The organism is Pseudomonas sp. JL23 (genome assembly GCF_056933585.1).
Window position 1 is genome coordinate 2,116,109 of sequence record NZ_CM167795.1, and the last position, 24,080, is coordinate 2,140,188.

The following is a 24,080-nucleotide window of genomic DNA, read 5'->3' on the forward strand; positions in this document are numbered from 1 at the left end:
AGGCAGCAGCCCTTGCCGCTTCTTTCATTGCTGCATCCCTTCATCGATAGGAGTTTTCACCATGAACGCCGTTACTCAAACCGAAACCCACGCCATCGAAGCCGCCGCGCCGCTGGAAGTGGCCGACCCGACCAAGAACCTGATTCTGGTTCCGCTCTCGCAGTTGCTGTCGCGCCGCTCCAAGCGCAACGCGCGCACGACCCCGCGCCTGTCCATCCCCGAACTGGCCGCGAGCGTTTCCCGCATCGGCCTGCTGCAAAACCTCGTCGTTATCCTTGCCGCCGATGGCGAGCGGTACGAAGTGGTGGCCGGTGATCGCCGTCTTACCGCCTTGAAGTTGCTGGCGAAGAAGAGGCGCATCGCGGCCGACTACGAAGTGCCGTGCCTGCTGGTGCCCGATGCCTCAGCGCGCACCGTGAGCCTTGCCGAAAACCTGCTGCGCGAGCAGATGCACCCCGCCGATCAGTTCGAGGCGTTCGCCGCGCTGGTCAAGGAAGGCCGTCCTATCGAAGACATTGCCGCAGACTTCGGCGTGTCCCCGCTGGTGGTGCAACGCCGCTTGAAGTTGGCCAACGTCTCGCCGCGCCTGATGGCCGACTATCGGGCCGGTGGCGTGACGCTGGAACAGTTGATGGCCCTGACCATCACCGACGACCACGCCGCGCAGGAAGCCGCGTTCTACGGTGCGCCCGAATGGCAGCGTGGCGCGTCCGCGCTGCGCGAACGCCTGACCGAGCGCGAAATCGAAGCTACGCATCCGCTGGTGCATTTCATCGGGATGGACGCCTACACCACGGCAGGCGGCGGCATCCGCCGCGACCTGTTCGCGGAAGGCGATGCCGGAACCTACCTGACAGACGCCGCGCTGCTGGAAACGCTGGTGCGCGGCAAGCTGGATGCGGTGGCCGGGGACGTGCGCGCCGAGGGTTGGGCGTGGGTGGAAGCCGTGCCGCACATGAGCTACGCCGAGCGGCAGGCGTTCCAGAACGCACCGCGCCAGCGCCGCGAACCGAGTGCCCGCGAAGCCCGCCGCATTGCCTCGCTGCAAACCCGCATCGACAAGATCGACGCCGAACTGGAAGAAGCCTACGACGCCGAGGACGAGGACAAGACCGAGGCGCTGGAACCGCGCCGCGAACAGGTGGCCGGGGAACTGCAAGCCGTGGAGGATGCCTTGCAAGGCTACGCCCCGGACGTGCGCGCCGTGGCCGGTGCCATCGTCACCCTCGACCGCAGCGGCGAAGCCGTGATTCATCGCGGACTGCTGCGCGAAGCAGAGGCCAAGGCGCTGCGCACGCTGGAACGCTTGCGGCAGGGTTTCGGCAGCGCGGAAGGCGAAGCCGGGAGCGACGACGACCGCGAGGACGCCGAGCAGCCCAAGGCCGCGAGCCTGTCCGACCGGCTGGCGCAGCGGTTGAGCGCCCATCGCACGGCGGCACTGCAAATCGAAGTCGCCCGGCATCCGCAAGTCACCCTGGCCGCGCTGGTGCATGGGCTGGTGCAGACCGTCTTGCAGGACAGCCACTACGGCCACGACCTGCCGCTAGGCGTGAGCCTGAAAGTGCAAGACCGGCTGGAAGGCATGGCCCCGGACTGGCCCGATTCGCCCGCCGCCGTGGCCCTACGCGAGTTGCAGCAAGTCGCGGGCGAAGCGTTGCCGCAGGACAGCGCCGAACTGTTCGCCGCGCTGCTGGCGATGGAGCAAGGCGAACTGGTGCGGTTGCTGGCGGTATGCGTGGCGGCGACCGTGGACGTGGTGACGCCCCGCGCCACGGCGCACCAGCCGGGCGCGGAACTGGCGCAGGCCGTGGGGCTGGATATGGCCGCATGGTGGAAGCCCACCGCAGACGGTTATTTCCAGCATCTGCCGAAGGTCGCGATTCTGGAAGCCGTGGGCGAGTTCGCGCCGTCGCACGCTACCCGGCTGGCGAAGTTGAAGAAGGCCGACATTGCCAGCGAAGCGGAACGGCTGGCCGATGGTACGGGCTGGATGCCCGCCGTGTTCAAGAGCGGACACGACACGGAGCCGCATGAAGGCGCGCAGGACGGGGATGCGCCGGAAGATGCCGACGACGAGGTGGAAGCGCACGCGCTGGCCGCATGAGGTAGCCGCATCACCCCGGCGCACTGCGCCGGGGCTTTCACTCGATCCGGGCGCGGCATGTCTGCCGCACCCGGTTTCAATATCCAAAGCAAAACCGCCACGTCGCCGCCTTCGACCAGGCGGCGACGTGGCGGGCGCACAAGTGCCTCGCGCGCGGTACGGCGATCGGTGCCCGCTGACGCGGGCAAGGTTCCGATGACGCCCCGCCACAATGAGCGGAGCATGTGGGGCTACGCCCCGACTTGCTGCGGCAGGTTGCGCAAAAGCGTGCCGTCCACGACGCTGGCGGTTCGTCGCCTGTACGTCGCGAAGGACGGTTCACCGACACACGCGCCCGGCCTTGCTTATGGAACTTCCACACCACGCCTCAAGCACGGGGCCGCAAGCTGCGGCAGGGGCGCTCCCGCCTTGTCGCTGGGATGTTGGGCTTGCCGCATCAGGGCACAAGCCGGTGAAGCCATCACGCGGGGATGTCGAGTCGGCCATGTCTCCTTTCGGGAGCGGTCGGCCTGTACGTCCTTGGTTTGTTGTGAATCCTGGCGAGGGCACGGCTGCGCCTTGGGCTTCATGGCCGCAACCTTCCAGCGCAAACAATTTCCCCGCCGCTGCGCGGCTTCCTCGCGGGACAAATTCTTTGCGCTTCCAGGTTCTCCACGATGTTGCGACCGCTGCGCGGTGCGACGCGCCCATCCCCCGCCGACCGGATCACAACAAGGACGCACTGGCGCGATCTTGTTCAACCCGAAAGGAAAATCATCATGGCTAACATCGGCACCTTCACCGCAGACAAAGACGGCTTCACCGGCACGCTCCGCACCCTGACGCTCAGCGTCAAGGTCAAGCTGGTTCCCAACGACAAGGGCAACAACGAGAACGCCCCCGACTTCCGCCTGCAGGCATCAAGCCACGACATCGGCGCGGCGTGGAAGAAGACCAGCGAAGCCGGGCGGGATTACCTGTCCGTGACCCTCGACGACCCTTCGTTCCCGGCAACGGTCTATGCCCGCCTGATCGAAGGCGAGGACGGCACGCACGACCTGATCTGGTCGCGCAGCAAGCCTCAAGCGGCCTGACGGCCGCCACTGCGCCCCGCCCATTGCGGCGGGGCGCAGTGCTGCTAGTCGCAGCAACCGCGCGCGCCTACGGCGCGTCGCGCTTCTTCAAGATTGCCTCCAGCTCTTGGCGCACCTGCGCCAGAAGCTGATCGGCCTTTTGCGGGCTGTCGCCGGCATAGGCCAGCGTCAGCAGCGTGAGCGGATGCACTTCCATGACCTCGCACAGCTCGGTCAATTTGTGCAGGGTCGGGCTTTTCAGGTCGCGTTCCAGTGAACTCATATAGGTGCGGCTCGACACGTCAGAAAACGCTTCTTGGCTTAAACCGCGCGCTTTTCTGATCGTCCGTATTGCCGTTGCCAATGAGTTTTTAGCCGCCACCAATGGTTTTCCCTATAAAACCAAGATGACAACCCATTGCGCCCTATAGGGCTACAATCTATAGTGTTCAATTGGTGTTGTTGTTTTCCGTATTTGTGCCTTTAAGGAAATCCGCATCTGAGGATTTCGCCAGAACCGAGGAGCCGCATTCGTGCCTTTCCTGTCATCCACAATTCCGCGTCTGCGTTTCTGTGCATGTACGGATTCGAGAGCTTGCGCATCCGTGCTTGCGCACGAAAGCGCATATCCGGCTTGGCGGTTCCGTGCTTCGCCGGAAAAGCGTGTTTGTGCGTTCGCAGATACGTGGGATTCCCGCCCATGACCCAGCCGTTCACCACCACCGACGAACGCGCCCGGCTGATGGCCAACGGCGCGGCGCGCGCCGCCGGCCAGAGCATCGACCCGTTGCCGGTAGTGCGACTGTTCACGCCGGATGCGCATGCGACCTGGCTGCTGGCCGCACTCGACCCAGCCGATGGCGATACCGCGTGGGGGCTGATCGACCTCGGCATCGGTATGCCGTCACTCGGGACGGTCAAGCTGTCCGACCTGGCGGGCATCGTCGGGCCGCAGCAGCGACCCGTCCTGCGGGACCTGTATTTTCGCGCCACGCGGCCGTCATCGGAATATGCCTGGCTGGCGCAGCGCGATGGTTCGATCCCCGACTGACGAACCACCGGCTCCCTGCGGCGGGCCATCCAGACACAGGCCGTTGCAGCGCATTGTGTCTTTCTCAGTCTGACTCAAGACGGCTGGGGTCTGAATCGGCACTCTTGCACCAAGAGGGTGCGACCTGACCTAGAAAGACATGATGTGTGTCGCGGGCTGCGGCACGGTGTCAGTGCCGCGCCCCATTTCCGGGATGCGCGGCCGTCGCACTCGGACGACCCGAGCAAGGTTTCGGAGCTAATCGGTCTTGACACTCTCTCTACAGCTTAAGTTACGCCATTCCTGATGGCGCTTTGATGTCTTGATGCCGTAGCTATTCGCGCCCGAGGTCTGGCGACGTTCCTGTCTAACAGGAGGTCGCGTCATGGCTGATCGAAGCGCCGATTTCTGGTATCCAACTGCCGCGTATCTTTACGTGCTGCACCTCGACGGCCTCGCGCTGGCTTGGGAGTATCTACGCCGCCATCCCGACTACCGGCGCGACTGGCTGCGCCGTCGCCATCGGCCGGAAGCGGCACACGCCTGGGGCCTGCGCCTGCTGGAAGACCCGTCTCTGGATGCGCGCGACGCGCATCCAGCCTGGTTCCCCGACCATGACGCCGTGCTTCAGCTCTACCCGGACGCCGACCCGCCACCCGATGCCGACGCATTCGAATTCTGGCGCATCCCGGGCCACAAGCATCTGATCCACGACGGCAAGCGCTTGGTGCTGGTGGCACGCTGGCCCGGCTGCTGCGTGCGACTCGCACTGGCACCGGGCCTGGCCGATGGCATGGCCTATCTCCATGCCGTCCGTGCATGTGCTGCGCCCTGCGGGCGCTACCGCACGATGGTGGCCGAACTGAACACCCTGGCCGCAGTCGCGGAAACCGCGCTTGCGGCAGCAGCCCGCTCCCGGCCCACGCCCGCCGCGCTGCTGGAGCTGCACACGCTCCAGGCACTCGACGCGATCTTGGCGGGCGCGTCCTTGCGCGAAACAGCCGCTGGGCTGTTCGGCGACGAAGCCGTAGCCGGCGGCTGGTACGCCGACGGTGGCCTGCGTTCGCGCGTGCGCCGCCTCGTGCAGCGTGGTCAATCGCTGATGCGCGGCGGCTACCGCCGTCTGGCACAGCTCGAATGACTTCGGGAGGGTCGCTTTGCCTTCACGGCAAAACGACCCTCTGCGCTCCGCACCTCTTTCTTGAGACTGCCTCCATCCGGTCGCGTTGTGTGGCCGGGCGTTCCTGACCGATGGAGGTTCTCACCATGCGACCCGCTCCCTTGCGACCTGCCTCCGCTGCCACGCCCGCGCAGCCCCAACGCTATCTCACCAACGACGAGGCCGCCGACTACCTGCGCCTCTCGCCGCGCACGCTGGAAAAACAGCGCGTGATCGGCAACGGGCCGAAGTTCCGCAAGTTCGGCCGGCGCGTCATGTACGCGGTGGCCGACCTCGATGCCTGGGCCGACCAGCGCAGCTACGAAACCACGTCCGCCCCGGAATACGCCGAGCACCACTCGGCCGACAGCCGTGCGCGCTGATCGGTGGCTCGCCGGTGGCCATCGCCCTGTCCAACGCACCGCGGGAGCGGGAACAGCTCGATCTGTTCCGCGCCTTGCCGGGCGACATGGCGCCGCGCGACAGCCAGGACCTGATGGCGTTCCCGTTTTTCTCGCTGGCGAAATCGCGGCGCACGGCGCCGATCGACTTCCGCAGCGGCAACGTCACGATACGCGTGGAGGGCACCCAGGAGCACGGCATCGCCACGATCTGGGATGCGGACATCCTGATCTGGGCGGCATCGCAAATCGTGGAAGCGCGCGATGCGGGCATTCGCCCATCGCGCCTGATGCACGCAACGCCCTACGAGATCCTGCGCTTCATCGGGCGCGGAACGTCGCTGCGCGACTACCAGCGCCTCAAGGCTGCGCTGGATCGCTTGCAATCGACCACGGTGGCCACGTCCATTCGCGAAACGACGGGGCGGCGGCTGCATCGCTTCTCTTGGATCAACGAGTGGAAAGAGTTGGCGGACGCCCGCGGCACGCCGCTGGGCATCGAACTAATTCTGCCGGACTGGTTTTACGCGGGCGTACTCGACGCGGCGCTGGTGCTCACCATCGACCCGGCGTACTTCCGGCTCACGGGTGGCATCGAGCGATGGCTGTACCGACTGGTGCGCAAGCATGGCGGCCGACAGGAGGCTGGCTGGCAGTTCGACTTCCGACACCTGTATCGCAAGTCTGGCAGCAGCACGCGGTTTTCGGACTTCGCTTACGACTTGCGCGCTTTGGTGGCGCGGCAATCGCTGCCGGGCTACGTCCTGGGCATCGAACGGATGCCGGGCGATCGGACGGAGCTATTGACCTTCCGGCCCGTGCCGTTCACGGCACGGGGATAACTGCGGGACAACCTGTGGACGGGCTCGTGCTATCAGGAGTAACGGGTATCGTGCTATCGGGAGTACGCCTATCGTGCTATCAGGAGTACGAATCGCCTGCAAAGCCAATAACGGCGCGGGTTTCGACGCCCCTTAACTTACCTAACTTAAATTCTCTAACTTTTAGTAGAAGCGCGCCGTTTCGGTGGACAACTGCCGAAAGGAAAAAAACACAGCAACCCCGAAAGCAAAAACAACCCCGGTTTTCAGGGCAAAAGCAGGCTGGCTTTCCTGATCGGAGGGCCGCGCCATGATCGTTGCCTTGCTCAATCAGAAAGGTGGCGTAGGCAAGACCACGCTCGCCACGCACATTGCCGGTGAGCTGGCGATGCGCGGACAAACGGTCATCCTGCTGGATGCCGATCCGCAGGGTTCATCGCTGGATTGGACACAGCGCAGAAGTCAGCAAGGTCTGCCCAGGCTATTCAGTGCCGTCGGCCTGGCACGCGAGACGCTGCACCAGGAGGCCCCAGAACTCGCCAGGCGGGCCGATCACGTCATCATCGACGGGCCGCCTCGTATCGCCGCCTTGGCGCGCTCCGCGCTGCTGGCGGCCGAGCGTGTGCTGATCCCGGTGCAGCCCAGTCCTTACGACCTGTGGGCCAGTGCCGAGATGGTGGCGTTGATCCGCGAAGCGCAAGTGTTCCGACCTGCGCTGCGCGCGGCCTTCGTCATCAACCGGCGCGTCAGCACCACCATCATCGGCCGGGAGGCGCGGCAGTCGCTGGCCGAACAGCCGCTGCCGGCGCTGCGTTCGGAAGTGCATCAGCGCATCGTGTTTGCCGACAGCGTGGCCGCCGGCCGGCTCGCACGCGAGACGGCACCTGACAGCGCCGCCGCGCGCGAGATCGCCGCGCTCACCGATGAACTGCTGCGGTGGCCGACATGACGAATACGCGCGGCAAACGCATCGGCATCGGCGCACGTCCGCCGGCGAATCCCCACGCCGAGGCGTGGATTCGCCAGGGTGACGCCGATGCTTTGCAAAAGGGCGACCTCTACACCGCGCGCCTGACCCTCGACATCACGCCCGCCATGCGCGCGCGCATCAAGGTGTCTGCCTTCACGCGTGGCGTGACGGTGGCCGAACTACTGCGCGCACTGCTGGAACGCGAGTTTCCGGAGAACTCCCAATGAACGTACAACCTTCGGCGGCCACGGCTGCCACAACCAACACAAATCCGCCTTCGCTCGCGATGCTCGCCAGACGGGCCGGCACCGTACCGTTGACCCGCGTATCGCTCGCCTACGTCGAGCGGCGCATTGACCTCTATCTGCGCTTCGGAGAACCGTCACGCATCGTCCGGCTTGACCAGTGGCGCCGTGTCGCGGTGTTCTTGTCGGGGGCCGTGTTTTGTCGCATCCGGTGGCAGGCCAATGACTACGGCACGATCCGTTGGGAACTCATGGTGATGCAGGCTTGCACGTCGCTAGATGCGGCGCAGCGCATCCCCGGCGTGCTGCCCGGCGCGCGGTTGCTGCTGCACGCCGAAGGCGAACCCGCCGTCCGCGCTGTGTTTGCGCAGCTCGACGCCATCGAGGCGCTGGGCATTGCGCCAGCCGACGTGTCACCCGCGTACTGGCGCACGCTCGGCAACCGGCTCGCTGCGCGCTTGCCGCTACCCGAATACACCGCCGAGCGACATGCGGCCTGGCTGGCCGGGAGGGCATTGCCATGACGACGCTTTCCACATCCAACATCGCACCGCATCCTCGTTCGCGCCTGCGCGCTCGCATCGTGCTGACGGGCTTCGCCGCTGCCGGCCTCGCTGCGCTGGCCTGGGCCGCGTTCGTGTCGCCGCTACCGCGTCTGACCTACAACCCGTCCGACAGTGTGGCGGTCGGCTGGTATCGCATCGAACCGTTCGGCCGTCGGGCCGCCTCGCTGCCACGTCCGTTGTCCGTGGATAGCATCGTGCTTGTCCCACTGCCGGCCGAAGCGGCCGCACTCGCTGCGCAGCGCGGCTACCTGCCGGTGCGCGTGCCGTTGCTCAAGCGAGTGGGCGCCGTGTCACCGCAGGAGGTGTGCGTCGCGTCAGGTATCGTTCGCATCGACGGCGTGCCTGCGGCTGCCGTGCTGCCAGCCGACCGTCTGGGCCGCTCGCTGCCATCCTGGCAGCAATGCCGCCGCCTAGAACCTGGCGAACTGTTCCTGTTGAGCGTGACCAACCCGGCGTCATTCGACAGCCGCTACTTCGGGCCGATTGCTGTATCCACCGTGATCGGTGTTGCACATCCGGTCTGGCTGGAGACACGTCCATGATGGCCGCCGATTCGCTGCACGTTCCGCTGCATTTCATCGTGCCATCGCGCATGTTGTTCCGCTGGTCGTCACCGTGCGGTCGCGCGTGTGGTGCGAGCGCATCTGCGCCGCACTTCGCCCAACATAAGGAGCCGCCATCCCATGTGCAGGCGTCTTGCCTCGAACGCGCCCGGCCTGTGGCCGTGACCGCGTTCGCCGCCGGGCTGGCTGCGGGCAGCGCAGCACAGCCGGGACGCCGAGGCCCGGAGCGAAAGCGAAGGGCAAAGGCGGAAGGCAAGACAAAAGGACGCGGCACCGGGCCGCGTCGAAAGCCAGTCTGCACGTGGGGGTGGCGCGGCACGGAGCGGTTTCGCCGCCGTGCCGCGTGCGGCGCGAGGCCCGCGCCAATGCAGACATATCCGCGTGCTTCGCACGACAGAACACGCCATAGCTTGCAGAGATCGCAGCCATGACCGACCGCCGCGACGACGACTTCCGCGTGCGCCCAAGCGCGCCGAAGAACCGGGGCAAGGGCAAGGGACAGAGCTTCGTTTCCAAGGTGCTCAAGCAGGCGGGCAAGGCTAGCGGCGGCAAGTCCTCAATGCGCCATTCCGCAGGCAGTGGCGGCGCACGCGCAGGCCAGCGGCCCGGCTCGCGACTTGGTCGCGGCCACACGGCGGCGCGCTTCGCGGGAGAGAAGCTGACACCCTTGTCGCGGCGCGTGACCATCAAGACCCTGCTTGTCAATCAGCGCAACGCCAGCCCGCAGTCCCTCGCCAAGCACCTGCGCTACATCGAACGTGACGGCGCCGGCCGCGATGGTGAACCGGGCCGTGCCTATGGGGCGCAGGCCAACGAAGCCGACCTGGATACCTTCAAGGAACGTTGCCAGGACGATCGACACCATTTCCGCTTCATCGTTTCCCCGGAGGACGGGGCCGAACTGGATGACCTGCGCACCTACACCCGGCACTTGATGGGCCGCATGGAAGCCGACCTGGGTACACGGCTGGACTGGGTGGCGGTCGATCACTGGAACACCGATAACCCGCACACCCACCTGATCGTGCGCGGGCGCGACGACCTGGGCAAAGACCTCATCATCGCGGGCGACTACATCGCCCACGGCTTCCGCCATCGCGCCGCCGAATTGGCGACGGAGTGGCTGGGGCCGCGTACGGAACTGGAGATCCAGCAGACCTTGCGGCGCGAGGTGGAGCAAGAGCGGTGGACGAGTCTCGACCGCACGCTGCAACGCGAGGCCAGCGAAGACGGCCGGGTGCGGATCGAACGCTTCAACGAACCCCGACTGCAACGCCAGCGCCTGCTGCTGATCGGTCGCCTGCAGCGCTTGCAGCGTCTGGGCTTGGCCGACGAGATGCAGCCCGGCACCTGGGTCGTTCATGTCGATGCAGAAAAGACCTTGCGCGCCCTGGGCGAGCGTGGCGACATCATTCGCACCATGCAGCGCGCCATGCGGGGCCAGCAGCGTGAGCTGGCGGTATTCGAGCCGGGCGACGACGGACGCACCATCATCGGCCGCGTCGCCGCGAAGGGGCTGGCCGACGAGCTGCGCGACCGTAGCTATCTGGTCATCGACGGCGTGGATGGCAAGGCCCATTACGTCGCACTCAACGCCCGCGACGAGCCGGCGAACTATCCCGCAGGCTCGGTGGTGGAGATACGCGGTTCCGCCGAGGTACGGGCGGCCGACAAGAACATCGCCGTGCTGGCAAGCGATGGCTTGTACCGCATCGATCATCACTTGGCGATCGAGCAAGGCCGGGCCAAGTCCGGACGCGCCCCGCAGGAAGTCGTTGATACCCACGTTCGCCGGCTTGAAGCCCTGCGCCGCGCCGGCATCGTAGAGCGCGTGGCCGAAGGTCTATGGAAGGTGCCGGACGACCTGGCCGAGCGTGGCCGCCAGTACGATGCGCAACGTTTGGGAGGCGTGGCGGTGGAACTGAAATCGCATCTGCCGATTGAGCGGCAGGCACGCGTTATTGGGGCCACCTGGCTTGACCAGCAACTGATCGGCGGTGGCCGCGGATTGGGCGATCTGGGGTTTGGTGGCGACGCGAAGCAGGCGATACAGCAGCGTGCCGACTTCCTGGCCGAGCATGGGCTGGCCGAACGACGCGGGCAACGCGTGGTCCTCGCCCGCAACCTGCTGGACAAGCTACGCACCCGGGAACTGGCGAAGGCCGCGAAAGATATTGCCGCCGACACCGGCCTGGAGCATCGGCCCACGACGGATGGACAGCGCGTAGCTGGCATCTACCGGCGCTCGGTCATGCTTGCCAGCGGACGATATGCGATGCTCGATGACGGCATGGGATTCAGCCTGGTGCCGTGGAGGCCGGTGATCGAGCAGCGGTTGGGGCAGCCGCTCGCCGCAACGCTGCGAGGGGGAAGTGTGTCCTGGGAAATAGGACGTCAGAGAGGAATCTCGCCCACCTGACTTACTTTTGGCGAGCCCTTACTAGCGTAAAAACCCTGAGGACTACCCATGCGTAATGCTCCTACAACCAATGAGAACGCCGGCGATGGTTGCCGACGGCTTGGGTAATAAAGGTGATATCCAGAGAACGAAGGGCACCAATCTTCGAGTACACGTATCAAGCGCCCATCTTCGAGGTGTGGTGAGAACTCCTCTTCGGGCAGGTAGGCAATGCCTAATCCGGCAACAGCAGCGTCGGGGATATGCGATGTTGTATTGAAGATGGTCGGGCCGACGACGCGGATTTTCAACTTCCGGCCACGGCGCTCAAACTCCCAAATATCCAGACTGCTGTGAGTTGGGAACCGGATATTGATGCAACGGTGGTTGACCAAGTCCCTCGGTGTTTTTGGTTTAGGGTTCTGGGAGAAATATTTGGGTGAGGCAACCGCTGCCATCCTTATATCAGGGCTAATGGGGATTGCGATCATGTCTTTATCGACAGTTTCGCTAAAACGCACGCCGGCATCGAAGCGGTTTGCCACGATATCGCTGAACCCATAATTGATGTCGAATTCTATTGTGATGTCGGGATACTGATGCAGCAATGGCGTGAGCTTTGGCAGCAGTGTTGTACGGAGAATGTGATCGCCACAGGTGATACGCACGGTCCCCGCAGGCTTGTCGAGCGCCTCAGTCAGAGCATCTAGTTCGTCTTCAATATCGTCGAAACGATGGCCGATCGTCTTCATCAGGCGCTCCCCTGCGCCGGTAGGCGACACGCTGCGAGTGGTACGTGTAAGCAGCCTAATCTTGAGACGAGCTTCCAGCCCAGAAACGGCTTGGCTCAGTGCTGACTGAGTCACCCCCAATTTGGCGGCGGCCCGAGTGAAGCTGCCCTCACGAGCAACGGTTACGAAGGCCATAAGGTCGTTGAGATTGTATCTCGGGGTGAGTCTTGGCATGACACGTCCGCTTGGTAATTGATTAGTGATACTAATAGACTCGTTAAGAATTAAGTAGCTAATAAATTCTAGCAGATTCCAACATAATGCTTAACAGTGAGGTCGGTATGCAGGAATTTGGCCTTTCCGTCGTGAGTCCTTGAGTCGATCGTCGGCATGTCGCCGACGCGATGCAAGTCGCATCTAACTCGCCTCAACACAGTTCAAATGGAGAAGTCACGATGAACATCGACAACGAAATGAGCGACGCCGTAGCTCGACAAGATCCCCCTGATTTTGGCCGCCGCGAAGTTCTCAAATTCACGGGTACTGGCCTCGCAGCTATAAGTATCGGAGCGCTTTCGATGGATAAAGCCTTCGCGCAGTCTCAGACATCAATCAGTGGTACGTGGGATAAGACCTTCGCCCTAAGCGAGAAGGTAGAGCACCAAAAAGTCAGGTTCAAAAATCGTTATGGTATTACCTTGGTTGCCGATCTCTACCTACCCAAAAAAACCAGTGGAAAATTGCCAGCGATCATCGTTAGCGGCCCTTTTGGCGCAGTGAAGGAACAGTCGTCGGGCCTCTATGCGCAAACAATGGCGCAACGCGGATTTGTCACCCTTGCTTTCGATCCCTCTTATACCGGCGAGAGCGGCGGCGAACCTCGCAATGTAGGGTCGCCAGACATCAATACCGAAGATTTCAGCGCCGCAGTGGATTTCATTGGCCTCCAACCCCGTGTTGACCGGACACGTATTGGTGCCATCGGCATCTGTGGACTTGCCGGCATGGCGTTGACCGCTGCTACCAGCGACTCTCGCATCAAAGCAGTGGTTACTGCGTCCATGTACGACATGTCACGTAGCATCAGCCGCAGCTACAAAGACGGCTATACCCTGGAGCAGCGCCATAAGGTCATCGACTACATAAGCCAGCAGCGTTGGGTGGATGCAGCGAGCGGCCAATACGCGCTGGGCTATCACGAGGTTCCCTTTGACGAAAACGGCAACGTCGTAAAGGGGCAGCGTATCCTTCCAGAAAACCTTCCTGCCGATCCGAACCCGGTTCTGGCCGCCTTTTTTGACTACTACCGAACGCCTCGTGGCTTCCACTCTCGAAGCATTAACTCCACCACGGCGTGGACTGCGACGACCCCAGCGTCGTTCTTCAGCTTTCCGATGTACGCTCGCATAGAGATGATTTCTCCTCGTCCGATCATGCTAGTGGCAGGAGAAAATGCCCACTCTCGCTATTACTCAGAAGACGTCTACAAGGCAGCTTCTGAGCCAAAGGAATTGCTGATTGTGTCGAATGCGGATCACGTCGATCTATACGACCAGATGAACAAAATTCCGTTCGATAACATCACCACGTTCTTCCAGGCCCACCTCACGTAGCTTCGACTTGGTACCGTTCTTCGCCACGACGTGGACGGTGCGAAAATTCATCATATGTGTATTTCTGACCATCCGATGGTAATACGTACTGCATCAGGTGTGGCCGAAAATTCCTGTCCCAAGAGTGAAACTGTTCTTGGCTTAGAAGGGGTGCATCGCAGGAACCAATTGCTCGTAGCGATCTCGCTTCGCTACTTAAAATGGAGTAACACAGGCATGTTTGCAGTGGGATTGAACAACTACGGCGGCCCCGAAGTTCTGCATTTGGTGGAGCTTCCCGAACCGCATCCGGCCCAAGGCCAAGTCCGTGTGAAAGTGCGTGCGGCCGGGATCAATCCCGTCGATGTCATGGTGCGCGATGGTTCCCTTCAGGGTTGGTTCGCGGGTGCGCAGCCGCCATTCGTTCCTGGCATGGACATCGCCGGCACCATCGACGAAGTTGGCGAAGGCATCGAGCCGCAGCTTGCCATCGCCGTCGGTCAGGATGTGGTGGGCGTGGTGGATAACTTTGGCAGCTACGGCGGTTACAGCCAATACGTTTGCCTGCCTGCGGCATCTGTCATTCCAATTCCAGTGGGCACGACCTTTACTACCGCCGCGTCGTTCCTGATGAACGCGCTCACTGCCCGTAATGCTCTGGATACCTTGGACTTGCCATCGGGTTCAACACTAGTGGTGACAGGAGCTGCAGGTGCGGTCGGCGCCTACACGGTTGCGTTGGCTGCGGCCGGAGATCTGCGCGTAGTGGCTATCGCCGGGCCGGAGGATGATGTCTTCCTGCGCTCTGCGGGCGCCATTGTTGTCGTCGCGCGCGGAGACGATGTTGCTGCACTGGTTCGGTCAGCCTTTCCGGAGGGAGTAGATGCCGTCGTCGATGCCGCAGGCTTATATGACCAGATCATTCCCGCCATTCGCAACAACGGAACGATCATCACACTGCGACCTCGAAACGATGCCGCCATCGCGAACGGCATTCAGACGGTGTTCGTGAACGTACGCGAACGCATCACTGACCACTCCGCACTCGCCCAAATCGGCCAGCAGGTATCCAGCGGCCTTTTGCCCATGCGGGTGGCCGCGACGTTCCCGGCAACCGAGGCCGCGGCCGCCCACCGGCGTTTCGCCGAGGGCGGCCTGCGTGGCCGCGTCGTTTTGGACTTCGAAGGCCTGGAGGACCGTCGATGACCAACGCCACTCAGCCTGATCCACGAGCGACCCGGCAGGCATGGGGGGCAGTCTTTGCGATGTCGCTCGCAGCCTTTGCCCTGGTGGCGTCGGAGTTCATGCCTGTCAGCCTACTCACGCCGATCGCAACCGACCTACACATCAGCGAAGGTCAAGCCGGGCAGGCAATTTCGGTTTCCGGTGCGTTTGCATTGCTTACTAGCCTCTTCATTTCGTCACTGGCCGGACGGCTCGACCGAAAAGTGCTGCTCTTGGGATTGACGCTGCTGATGATCGCTTCCGGAGCCGTCGTGGCGGTTGCACCCAACTATATGGTGTTCATGATCGGACGGGCGTTGATCGGAGTTGCCATCGGTGGTTTCTGGTCGATGTCAGCAGCGACGGCCATGCGGCTCGTGCAGGATCATTACGTTCCGCGCGCGCTGGCAATCGTAAATGGTGGAAATGCATTAGCGACTGTTGTGGCGGCACCCTTGGGAAGTTTTCTTGGCGCAATCATCGGTTGGAGAGGCGCGTTCTTTATCACTGTTCCTGTCGCTGCAGTCGCATTTGTCTGGATGCTGATGAGCCTTCCGGAAATGAAGACTAGGTGCAGGTCGGGTTCCGGCAATCCTTTTAAGCTGATGAAGCAATCCCTTGTCGCGTTGGGCATAGCGGCAGTTAGCCTCTTTTTTATGGGGCAGTTTGCGCTGTTCACCTATTTACGCCCATTCCTCGAAACCGTGACGCATGTGAGCATCTCTAAGCTTTCGCTGGTTCTGCTCGTCATCGGCGTAGCCGGTTTCATTGGAACAACCTTAATCGGGGGCGTCTTAAAGCACGGCCTTTACCGGACGCTGACTTTCACTCCACTGCTAATGGCAGGATTAGCTGTAGCACTCATTTCATTCGGAGAATCGGTGACCGTGACCACCCTGCTACTGGGCATTTGGGGGCTGGTAGCAACTGCGGCGCCCGTAGGCTGGTGGACATGGTTGGCAAGAACGTTGCCGCAGGATGCGGAAGCCGGCGGCGGCTTGATGGTGGCGACAATCCAACTGGCTATCACGCTTGGAGCGACTATTGGTGGCGTGTTGTTTGATTTGAGCGGTTATCAGGCCACTTTTGCTGTGAGCGCTGCCCTGCTTGTCGTCGCAGCGATTTTCGCACTGCTGACGGCGCACGCTGCAGGAAAACATTCGACTAGCTCCGATGTAGGGGCTGTTTATCCGCCCTAGCAGTCAGACTTCCACCAAGAGCCCCGCTGAATCCTCACTGGCACTGCGCGCATCGACACACTCAACAACCGTCGGCTCCGACCTCAGCCTCGCTCGGCAAAACCACCTTCCAGCCGGGTGTCAGTTCAGCTTCGCATAGCATAACCACCAGTTAGGCCAGAACCTGAGCGTAATAGCTAGCTGCGGTTGCACTTAGTCCGAAGGCGAACTGATCGCTGAGATTCGTTCCGGCGATATTGGATCGTACCCATGAGACACTGAGACACAAGCATTGGCACGTTGCGACCGCAACGACGGCGATGACTCAAATCTACTGCCGAACGCCAGCACGATTAGCTTCGAGGCGCAACGCAACGACGTCCCGCTTAGGCGATACGCCGAAAAGGCGACTGTACTCCCGGCTGAACTGCGAGGTGCTTTCGTAGCCCACTTCAAAAGCGGCACCTGCGGCATTCATGTGCTGATTCATCATCAAGTGCCTGGCTTGGTGCAAGCGCAACCACTTCAGATACTGCAGTGGGCTCATTGAAGTTAGCAGGCGAAAATGGTGATGTAAGTTCGAAGTGCTCATTTGCACCTTCGCCGCAAGATCCTCGACGCGCAGTGGCCTAGCATAGTTTGACCTCAGCCATTCAATCGCCTTTGCGATCCGCTGGCTCTGGCTTCCTACCGACGCAATTTGCCATATGCGTCCCGTGTGGTCGCTTGTGAGCAAGCGGTAATGAATCTCTCGCTCAATGAGCGGCGCCATCACCGGTATCGCTTTGGGATCGTCCAGCAACGCGATAAGGCGAGTAAATGGTTCCAGTAAAACCGGAGTCAAGTCGCCAAGCGCGGAACTACCCGCCGAGGTGCGCTGACGGGGTGGCTGTAGATTGCCTTGGGCGATCAGCTCCCCCATCACCCTCAGGTCGAGCTTGAGACCAAGGCCAAGACAAGGCTTGTCTGTACTCGCTTCGAGAACCTGCGAGTTAGCGGGTATGTCGAGTGAGTTAATAAGGAACGACTCGGGATTGTAGGCATAAGCATGTTCACCAACTAGTAGTTGCTTGGCGCCCTGAACGACAAGCACAACACTGGGTTCAACCTCGCAGGAGCAAGGTGGAGTCACTGATTCGCGCCGGAATAAAACAAGGTTTTCAACTGCCGTTGGGCAATGTTCTTTTCCCTCAGTCCACCGTCCGATGGCGTCGATGATCCTTGCGCGTAGTGCACGGATATGTTCATGACGGGGGTATTCATATCCATCTAGTGCAAGCATACCGATGTCCTTGTTTTCAATCTCTTCAGGATAGCCCACGCCGAGACAGGAAATGCGAGAAATTCCAAGATTCTGGAGGATCAGGCAATAAATCGGTCGAATCAGCATACCTGGAAGTAAGCTAGTTGAGAAATAATACTCTACACAAACCAGTGACGCAGATTGCTGAACCCACAGGGATGCCTCAGAGAACTGGCTTGGCTGTCTTGTCGCTGACGACTTGGGGTATTGGGACAGGTTCTCGTACACAAGGCCCACTTATCCGTTCTATGGAGATGCAGATGAATCCTTTCACCACGTCAGAGCCAAAAAAAGAAGGGACCTCCAGCGAGGCCGAGTTGGACGGCAGTGCAGTTGCCGGGGCTTCGCGCAGAACTTTTCTGCGTTTGACTGGCGGTGCCATGGCTGCCTTTGGCACCGTTTCAATGATTGGCTCTAACGCGTTCGCACAAACTTCAAAGGAAAAATCTATGAGCAATAATTCCGCTTCACCGGCTGACTCTGGTTGGGACAAAATTTTCCCGAAGAGTGACAAAGTCGATCAACGCAAGGTCTCTTACATCAACAGACTTGGCATTAAACTGGTTGCTGACTTGTACACGCCCAAGGGAATGGACCCGAGTCGCAAGCACCCGGCACTGATCGTCGGACACCCACTCAGCGCGGTCAAGGAGCAGGCGTCTGGCCTATATGCTCAAACTCTCGCCGAGCGTGGCTTTGTGACGTTGGCGCACGACGCTTCCTATAACGGCGAAAGCGGTGGACATCCCCGTGCAATTTGCTCGCCGGAGGCATTCGTAGAGGACTTCAGTGCCGGTGTCGATTTTCTTGGCAGCCAAGCATTTGTGGATCGACAGCGTATTGGCGTGATTGGCGTCTGCGCAAGTGGCGGGTTCTCGCTGGCGGCCGCGCAAATCGACCCCCGGATCAGGGCGATCGCCGCTGTCACGATGTACGACGTTGGCGGCGAGCGTCGTGATGGCCTACTGCACTCAATGGACGAAGTCGGTCGACGAGCAATGCTCGAACGAGTAGCAGAGCAGCGCTGGAAGGAGTTTGCTGGTGACTCCATCGAGCCGTTCAATGTATTGCCCAAGGTGCTCCCCGCTGATGCGCACCCGATCCTGCGCGAATTTTACGAATACTATTCGACGCCGCTCGGCCACCATCCTCGCCAGGCCTACATTTCGCTGACGAGCAACGCTCCTCTCATGCATTTCCGACCTTCGGAGCATGTCAACTGGATTTCACCACGACCAGTGCTAATCGTCGTGGGCGAGCAGGCCCATTCGCGATATTTCAGCGAGGAAGCCTTTGCCAATGCGGCCGAACCCAAGGAGTTTTTCCTCGTTCCTGGTGCTGGGCACGTGGATTTGTACCATAGAGTGGACTTGATCCCGTGGGACAAACTGACTGCGTTCTTCGATAGGCATCTTGCCGTCTGAGGATTTACCCGTCAGAAAATACGAGGGGATGGCGGCCTCGCCCGCGGCGTTTTTCAAGGTAGTTGTCGCGTCGGCGGTGTTGCTATGCCACTTTCACGATCACGCTGAGCTCCCTTTCAGGATTTAGATAGACCGTTCCGATCGGACTCCAATTGCGTGTTTCAGCGGACCATCGTTCAGGCTTTTTCTCTCGGGCGAGTCGGTAAACATCATGACGGCGGGCAAGTATTTCCTTGTCCTTGCCGTCATGCCGTTGGGTCGGTGTGACGAAGCGGATTCGGCTATGGCGATGCACTGTGTTGTACCAAGTCATGAAGTCTCTGACCCAGGTACGCGCCTCGTCCAGGCCTCCAAACCCATTCACGGGCCATTGCGGACAATATTTCAACGTCCTGAACAGCGACTCCGAATAGGGGTTGTCGTTGCTGACGCGTGGCCGTCCCCGCGAAGGTGTTATTCCCAAATCGTGCATTTTGGACAGAAGCGTCACCGACTTCATGGGCGCTCCATTATCCGAGTGCAGCACCAACGGTTGGCGCCAGCACTGCTCCTGGGTCACGCTTCGTTGCAGTAACGCTGCTGCCTTTTCCCCGCTTTCTGCTTCGTAGACCTCCCAGCCCACGGCTTTGCGGCTGTAAATATCCTCAATCAGGTAGAGGTAGTAAAACTGCCCGCGAACCGGCGAGGGTAAGTAGGTGATGTCCCATGACCACACCTGATTGGCCGATGTTGCTGCATACGTCGTGGGGGTTGCACGGTGCTGTGGACGTTTGGCGCGCGAGCGATGCTGTTGCTGACCTGCTGTGTGCAACACCCGGTAAAAAGTAGCTTCCGAGGCCAGATAGCGTCCCTCATCAGCCAGCTGCGGCACGATCTGGCTCGGTGGCAGATGCGCATAAGCCTTGCTGCTGCACAGCGTCACGATACCTTGGCGCTCCAGCTCGCTGAGTGCATTACGGGGTGTTGGCCTGAGCGTCGTGGTGCGCCCATCGGCAAGGACTTCCAGCGGCAAGCTCCAGCGCTGCAAAGTTCTCAGGGAAATGCCGACTTCCTGACAAGCAGGCGCCCTTCGGGCGCCCGCGGTAATGGCTTCATTGAGCCAACTCACGAGTAAATACCGTTCTGGCAACAAGGTCAGCTGTCCTCGTCGTCGTTCCCCCAGTAGGCATTGAGCTTTTTTCGCAGTACCAACAAGGCTGCTGTTTCAGCCAGCGCCGCGTCTTTACGTCGCAACTCACGCTCCAGAACACGGATACGATTTTTATCCTCGCGCGCTTGTCCAACCTCTGCTTTTTTAGCGGTCGGCTGATTAGAGCTGTTGGTGATAAACGCGTTACGCCAGGCCGCAATTTGCTCGGGAAAAATTCCCTTGCGACGGCAGTACTCGCCCAGCTCCAGCTCAGACAGGGGCGATGTTTCGATGATCACCGTCAGTTTGGATTCGGCTGACCAATTCTCCGACGGTTGCTTGGTTTCGGACAATTGAGTTCCTTGCGCCGCAGCTTGTTTGCGCCATTGATAGAGAGAAACATCGCTGCACCCCTCACGCCGTGAGACCTCTTTTACAGAGAGACTCAGGGGCGGGAGCATCATTCTCAGCAGTGATGCTTTTCGTTCGGGTGAGTAGAAAGACATGACCATACTCTTGCCGCCCCCGGAATGCGTTTAAGAATTCGCAGAGGCGACAACTATCCTGACACCGGGGGCCCGCCTGCGCCGCCGAAGCGGCGCAACGTTGTTTGGCTTCGCAGCGGACTCATCACGCGAAGTCGCTTTGCTTCTTCAAGATGCTCTTGCATCAAAGAGTATTTGCGCACGGCTGATAGCGAGCTGATTGTCATTTGCCCAGTGCATTAGGCCCATCACCGGCCCTAGCAGAGTCGTTCCCAATGGAGTGAGCTCGTAATCCACGCGGGGAGGAATGGTAGGAAAAACCGTCCTGGTAACTATGCCATCGCGCTCTAAGCCTCTTAGCGTCAGGGTCAGCATTCGTTGAGAAATGCCATCCACGCCGCGCTTCAATTCACTGAAGCGTTTTGTGCCAGAGGACAACATCGCCAGCACATACAAGCTCCACTTGTCGCCGATGCGACTCAAGATTTCACGCGTAGCGCGACAGCCACCATCGTTGGCCTCCGGTGGTGCATCGGGAACATTTGTGTGACTGGATGACATTCATGTGCCTTCTTGTGGAATTTAGACAGTAACCATACCATCCTGAGTATGTTTTAGGAACTAAAAGCGCAATCCAGTCCTTTGTTTCTAAAATACACCAAGGAGTATTGATGAACCATATCCTGCTGATTACCTCCAGCCCACGAGGGGCAGAAAGCCTATCGACCCGCCTTGCAACTGAAATTGCGCAGGGACTTCATGACCGGCTCGGCGGCGCTCTAACGGTGCGTGACCTCGCGGCCGATCCACTGCCGCACATCTCTTCCGACTACATCCAGGGACGTATGGCGCCGCCCACGGCCGGCACTCCTGAACAAGCCAAGGCGGTGGCGATGGCCCCAACGCCGGTCATATTCAATGAGTCGGTGCTCATGAGTGTCGGACGCGGCGAAGATGGCCTTGCAATGGCCATCGAACAGGCGACGATGAGCGAAGCAAGGATCGCGGCATGAAGGTTCTGATCTTTGGCGCGACAGGCGCCGCCGGACTGCTAACGGTCCGTTCAGCGCTCAAGCACGGGCATGACGTAACTGTCTACGCTCGGAATCCGGCCAAGCTCGGCATCATTGATGCACGCCTTAAGATCGTCCAAGGCGAACTCAATGACGCCACAGCAATCGACACTGCCATCGCGGGGCAGGACGCGGTCTTGAGCGTGCTAGGCCCCACCAAGGGCGCGAGCGGAACGCCACTGACGGATGGATTTAAAATGATCGTCAGCGCCATGGAGCGACATGGCGTCCGTCGCCTGGTGGCAACGGCGACACCTGCGTTCCAGCAGAAAGACGACAAATTCGTTCTGTCATTCTGGCTGGCCGTATCGATGATCCGATTGCTGGTGGCACCCGCCTATAGGGATATCGTCGGCTTTGCCGAGACGATCAGCTTCAGCCGTCTGGACTGGACCATCGTGCGGCTACCGATGCTCTCTGACAAGCCGTACGTCGGGCCGCCTGTTGCGGGGCCGCTGGGGACACCTGGACTACGGCTTTTTTCTCTGTCACGCGAAGTGCTGGCGGAGTTCCTGATCGACCAACTCAGAGATGATCAATGGAGGCGCCGCGCTCCGGTCATATCAAACTGAACTCACCCGTGTCGTCGTCTCGTGCGCGACACGGAAGTTGCTTTGCTTCTTCAAGATACTCTTGCATCAAAGAGTATTTGCGCACGGCTGATAGCGAGCTGATTGTCATTTGCCCAGTGCATTAGGCCCATCACCGGCCCTAGCAGAGTCGTTCCCAATGGAGTGAGCTCGTAATCCACGCGGGGAGGAATGGTAGGAAAAACCGTCCTGGTAACTATGCCATCGCGCTCTAAGCCTCTTAGCGTCAGGGTCAGCATTCGTTGAGAAATGCCATCCACGCCGCGCTTCAATTCACTGAAGCGTTTTGTGCCAGAGGACAACATCGCCAGCACATACAAGCTCCACTTGTCGCCGATGCGACTCAAGATTTCACGCGTAGCGCGACAGCCACCATCGTTGGCCTCCGGTGGTGCATCGGGAACATTTGTGTGACTGGATGACATTCATGTGCCTTCTTGTGGAATTTAGACAGTAACCATACCATCCTGAGTATGTTTTAGGAACTAAAAGCGCAATCCAGTCCTTTGTTTCTAAAATACACCAAGGAGTATTGATGAACCATATCCTGCTGATTACCTCCAGCCCACGAGGGGCAGAAAGCCTATCGACCCGCCTTGCAACTGAAATTGCGCAGGGACTTCATGACCGGCTCGGCGGCGCTCTAACGGTGCGCGACCTCGCGGCCGATCCACTGCCGCACATCTCTTCCGACTACATCCAGGGACGTATGGTGCCGCCAACGGCGCGTACTCCTGAACAAGCCGAGGCGGTGGCGATCGCCCAAACTCTCGTAGACGAGTTGCTTGCTTCCGAGGTGATAGTTATCGGATCTGGAATGATCAACTTTGGCCTGTCTTCACAGCTGAAAGCTTGGGTCGATCATGTCACTTGGCCCGGAATTACGTTTAGCTATGGTGGCGCCGGGCCAAAGGGGTTGGTATCCGGGAAGAAGATCTACCTCGTGACCACAGCCGGAGGCATATTTTCCGAGGGCCCCGCCGCGCCGCTTGATTTCCAGACGCCTTATCTTTTGCACCTGCTTGGGTTCATCGGGTTGAGTGATGTTGAGTTGGTTCGTGTCGAAGGGGTTGTGCTCGACTCGGAAGTGGCGAATGCCGCGATCGCCGGCGCGGAATTGACTGTGCGTTCAATCCTGAAGAAGGTGGCTTAAATCATGACAACGCACAAGAAGACGGTCGCACTACTCGGTGCTGGTAGTGGCTTAAGGGCATCCCTGGCCAAGTGGTTTGGCGGGTGGAAAAAGCGAGATCTCGGATTGTCGATCCTTTCGAATCTGTCTTCGGATCAAGAATAGGAGAAGCGAGATGTTGAATATAGATCTGTACACAGAGATTACTTGCCCTTGGTGCATAGTGGGCCAATATCGTCTCGACAAGGTCCTGAAAGAACGATTTTCAGACCTCAAAGTTAAAATTCGTCACCATCCGGTTCTTTTAGTACCGGATATGCCCGCCGACGGGTTGTATCTGCCGGATTTGCTATTCAAGCGATATGGGATTGCTGACGTCAGCCAAGCATTTGCACGCCCCGAAGCCGAGGCACGTAAGTCCGGATTGGCTCTAGACCTGAGCCGTCAGCTTTATACATATCCCACGCAGGCGGCACACGCGTTAATACTTGCCGCGCGTGATCTCGGTACGCAACATGAGCTCGCTGTAGCCATTACCGAGGCTTACTTCCTCGCTGCGAGCAATATTGCAGATGTTAGCGTGCTTGCAGACATCGCCGTCGTATTCGGCTTCACTCGTGATAAAGCTATTGCAATTGCATCTGACCCGGAAATGCGTATAGCGGTACAGCAGGAAGTAGCCAAGGCTTCCGGCGCGGGCATCAGGTCGGTTCCTCACTTCGTCTTCGGCAATGTGATCTCGATAAATGGTGGTCGTGATGAGGAGGAAATCGCTGAAGCCATAAGTAAGTCGATCTAGAGCGTTAATGACACTCTTTTGTGAATTAATAATCTGACGAGTCGCAAACTCCTTCTTTTTCAAATTCGGCTATTGATTCGGGATATTTGTTAACCCACTCTATGCTGCAAT

25 protein-coding genes are annotated in these 24,080 nt (G+C 60.2%); 19 read left to right on the plus strand and 6 right to left on the minus strand.

Going from position 1 to position 24,080, the window contains the following annotated elements; translation table 11 throughout:
* The first annotated feature begins 61 nt into the window (after nucleotides 1-61).
* Nucleotides 62-2,104 (plus strand): ParB/RepB/Spo0J family partition protein, encoded by a 2,043-nt coding sequence (locus AC1Z24_RS09935; RefSeq protein ID WP_483745487.1) that lies wholly within the window; start codon nucleotides 62-64, stop codon nucleotides 2,102-2,104.
* A gap of 758 nt (nucleotides 2,105-2,862) precedes the next feature.
* Nucleotides 2,863-3,177, plus strand: a complete 315-nt coding sequence (locus AC1Z24_RS09940; RefSeq protein ID WP_483745488.1) for a DUF736 domain-containing protein — start codon at nucleotides 2,863-2,865, stop codon at nucleotides 3,175-3,177.
* A gap of 67 nt (nucleotides 3,178-3,244) precedes the next feature.
* Here AC1Z24_RS09940 and AC1Z24_RS09945 read toward each other — a convergent pair whose 3' ends face one another.
* Entirely contained in the window at nucleotides 3,245-3,538 is a 294-nt protein-coding gene (locus tag AC1Z24_RS09945) for a helix-turn-helix domain-containing protein (RefSeq protein WP_483745489.1), read from the minus strand.
* A gap of 318 nt (nucleotides 3,539-3,856) precedes the next feature.
* Between AC1Z24_RS09945 and AC1Z24_RS09950 the strand changes: the two genes are divergently transcribed.
* From AC1Z24_RS09950 to AC1Z24_RS09990, 9 genes are all read left to right on the plus strand, one after another.
* The gene (locus AC1Z24_RS09950) at nucleotides 3,857-4,207 is read left to right on the plus strand and encodes a DUF2958 domain-containing protein (RefSeq protein WP_483745490.1); all 351 of its coding nucleotides are present in this window, start codon (nucleotides 3,857-3,859) and stop codon (nucleotides 4,205-4,207) included.
* Between the two features lie 364 nt (nucleotides 4,208-4,571).
* Nucleotides 4,572-5,327 (plus strand): DUF2285 domain-containing protein, encoded by a 756-nt coding sequence (locus AC1Z24_RS09955; protein WP_483745491.1) that lies wholly within the window; start codon nucleotides 4,572-4,574, stop codon nucleotides 5,325-5,327.
* A 125-nt stretch (nucleotides 5,328-5,452) separates the two neighbouring features.
* A complete protein-coding gene (locus AC1Z24_RS09960) occupies nucleotides 5,453-5,728 on the plus strand; it encodes a helix-turn-helix transcriptional regulator (RefSeq protein WP_483745492.1) in 276 nt (91 codons plus the stop codon).
* 86 nt (nucleotides 5,729-5,814) lie between these two features.
* Nucleotides 5,815-6,588 (plus strand): replication initiator protein A, encoded by a 774-nt coding sequence (locus AC1Z24_RS09965; RefSeq protein WP_483746583.1) that lies wholly within the window; start codon nucleotides 5,815-5,817, stop codon nucleotides 6,586-6,588.
* A gap of 289 nt (nucleotides 6,589-6,877) precedes the next feature.
* Complete coding sequence (gene parA, locus AC1Z24_RS09970) at nucleotides 6,878-7,516, plus strand: ParA family partition ATPase (RefSeq protein WP_431588163.1); 639 nt, start codon at nucleotides 6,878-6,880, stop codon at nucleotides 7,514-7,516.
* A complete protein-coding gene (locus AC1Z24_RS09975) occupies nucleotides 7,513-7,764 on the plus strand; it encodes a chromosome partitioning protein ParB (protein WP_186711912.1) in 252 nt (83 codons plus the stop codon). Before parA ends, AC1Z24_RS09975 begins: the two co-directional genes overlap by 4 nt.
* A 59-nt stretch (nucleotides 7,765-7,823) precedes the next feature.
* On the plus strand, nucleotides 7,824-8,306 hold the full coding sequence (locus AC1Z24_RS09980; protein ID WP_483746584.1) for a DUF2840 domain-containing protein: 483 nt from the start codon (nucleotides 7,824-7,826) through the stop codon (nucleotides 8,304-8,306).
* On the plus strand, nucleotides 8,303-8,890 hold the full coding sequence (locus AC1Z24_RS09985; protein ID WP_483745493.1) for a S26 family signal peptidase: 588 nt from the start codon (nucleotides 8,303-8,305) through the stop codon (nucleotides 8,888-8,890). The genes AC1Z24_RS09980 and AC1Z24_RS09985 overlap by 4 nt, the downstream gene beginning before the upstream one ends.
* A 448-nt stretch (nucleotides 8,891-9,338) precedes the next feature.
* Nucleotides 9,339-11,330, plus strand: a complete 1,992-nt coding sequence (locus AC1Z24_RS09990; RefSeq protein ID WP_483745494.1) for a relaxase/mobilization nuclease domain-containing protein — start codon at nucleotides 9,339-9,341, stop codon at nucleotides 11,328-11,330.
* On the opposite strand, the gene AC1Z24_RS09995 is transcribed toward AC1Z24_RS09990, so the two are convergent.
* Nucleotides 11,306-12,274, minus strand: a complete 969-nt coding sequence (locus tag AC1Z24_RS09995) for a LysR family transcriptional regulator (RefSeq protein WP_483745495.1) — start codon at nucleotides 12,272-12,274, stop codon at nucleotides 11,306-11,308. The genes AC1Z24_RS09990 and AC1Z24_RS09995 overlap by 25 nt on opposite strands.
* Nucleotides 12,275-12,618: 344 nt before the next feature.
* Here AC1Z24_RS09995 and AC1Z24_RS10000 point away from each other — a divergent pair, with 344 nt between their 5' ends.
* The 3 genes from AC1Z24_RS10000 to AC1Z24_RS10010 all read left to right on the plus strand — a co-directional run bounded on the left by AC1Z24_RS10000 (nucleotide 12,619) and on the right by AC1Z24_RS10010 (nucleotide 16,055).
* Nucleotides 12,619-13,653 carry an alpha/beta hydrolase gene (locus tag AC1Z24_RS10000; protein WP_483746585.1) on the plus strand — a complete coding sequence of 345 codons (1,035 nt, stop codon included), beginning with the start codon at nucleotides 12,619-12,621 and terminating at the stop codon, nucleotides 13,651-13,653.
* A 216-nt stretch (nucleotides 13,654-13,869) separates the two neighbouring features.
* Nucleotides 13,870-14,838 (plus strand): NADP-dependent oxidoreductase, encoded by a 969-nt coding sequence (locus tag AC1Z24_RS10005; protein WP_483745496.1) that lies wholly within the window; start codon nucleotides 13,870-13,872, stop codon nucleotides 14,836-14,838.
* The gene (locus AC1Z24_RS10010) at nucleotides 14,835-16,055 is read left to right on the plus strand and encodes an MFS transporter (protein WP_483745497.1); all 1,221 of its coding nucleotides are present in this window, start codon (nucleotides 14,835-14,837) and stop codon (nucleotides 16,053-16,055) included. Before AC1Z24_RS10005 ends, AC1Z24_RS10010 begins: the two co-directional genes overlap by 4 nt.
* A 310-nt stretch (nucleotides 16,056-16,365) precedes the next feature.
* Here the strand turns inward: AC1Z24_RS10010 and AC1Z24_RS10015 are convergent, their stop codons facing one another.
* On the minus strand, nucleotides 16,366-17,316 hold the full coding sequence (locus tag AC1Z24_RS10015; protein ID WP_483746586.1) for an AraC family transcriptional regulator: 951 nt from the start codon (nucleotides 17,314-17,316) through the stop codon (nucleotides 16,366-16,368).
* A gap of 281 nt (nucleotides 17,317-17,597) precedes the next feature.
* Here AC1Z24_RS10015 and AC1Z24_RS10020 point away from each other — a divergent pair, with 281 nt between their 5' ends.
* Nucleotides 17,598-18,761 carry an alpha/beta hydrolase gene (locus tag AC1Z24_RS10020; RefSeq protein WP_483745498.1) on the plus strand — a complete coding sequence of 388 codons (1,164 nt, stop codon included), beginning with the start codon at nucleotides 17,598-17,600 and terminating at the stop codon, nucleotides 18,759-18,761.
* Nucleotides 18,762-18,843: 82 nt separating this feature from the next.
* Here AC1Z24_RS10020 and AC1Z24_RS10025 read toward each other — a convergent pair.
* Together AC1Z24_RS10025 and AC1Z24_RS10030 are read right to left on the minus strand one after the other, a co-directional pair.
* A protein-coding gene (locus tag AC1Z24_RS10025; protein ID WP_483742055.1) for an IS3 family transposase occupies nucleotides 18,844-20,396 on the minus strand; the annotation gives its coding sequence in 2 pieces (ribosomal slippage) (nucleotides 18,844-19,934 and nucleotides 19,934-20,396; 1,554 coding nt in all).
* A 147-nt stretch (nucleotides 20,397-20,543) separates the two neighbouring features.
* Entirely contained in the window at nucleotides 20,544-20,936 is a 393-nt protein-coding gene (locus tag AC1Z24_RS10030; RefSeq protein WP_483745499.1) for a winged helix-turn-helix transcriptional regulator, read from the minus strand.
* A gap of 110 nt (nucleotides 20,937-21,046) precedes the next feature.
* Here AC1Z24_RS10030 and AC1Z24_RS10035 point away from each other — a divergent pair, with 110 nt between their 5' ends.
* Entirely contained in the window at nucleotides 21,047-21,388 is a 342-nt protein-coding gene (locus tag AC1Z24_RS10035; protein ID WP_483745500.1) for an NAD(P)H-dependent oxidoreductase, read from the plus strand.
* The gene (locus AC1Z24_RS10040) at nucleotides 21,385-22,020 is read left to right on the plus strand and encodes an NAD(P)-dependent oxidoreductase (protein WP_483745501.1); all 636 of its coding nucleotides are present in this window, start codon (nucleotides 21,385-21,387) and stop codon (nucleotides 22,018-22,020) included. The genes AC1Z24_RS10035 and AC1Z24_RS10040 overlap by 4 nt, the downstream gene beginning before the upstream one ends.
* A 50-nt stretch (nucleotides 22,021-22,070) precedes the next feature.
* Here the strand turns inward: AC1Z24_RS10040 and AC1Z24_RS10045 are convergent, their stop codons facing one another.
* Entirely contained in the window at nucleotides 22,071-22,463 is a 393-nt protein-coding gene (locus AC1Z24_RS10045) for a winged helix-turn-helix transcriptional regulator (RefSeq protein WP_483745502.1), read from the minus strand.
* A 110-nt stretch (nucleotides 22,464-22,573) separates the two neighbouring features.
* Between AC1Z24_RS10045 and AC1Z24_RS10050 the strand changes: the two genes are divergently transcribed.
* Nucleotides 22,574-23,191, plus strand: coding sequence for an FMN-dependent NADH-azoreductase (locus AC1Z24_RS10050; RefSeq protein ID WP_483745503.1), 618 nt, complete (start codon nucleotides 22,574-22,576; stop codon nucleotides 23,189-23,191).
* 154 nt (nucleotides 23,192-23,345) lie between these two features.
* Nucleotides 23,346-23,969 (plus strand): DsbA family oxidoreductase, encoded by a 624-nt coding sequence (locus AC1Z24_RS10055; protein ID WP_483745504.1) that lies wholly within the window; start codon nucleotides 23,346-23,348, stop codon nucleotides 23,967-23,969.
* Nucleotides 23,970-24,080 lie beyond the last annotated feature (111 nt).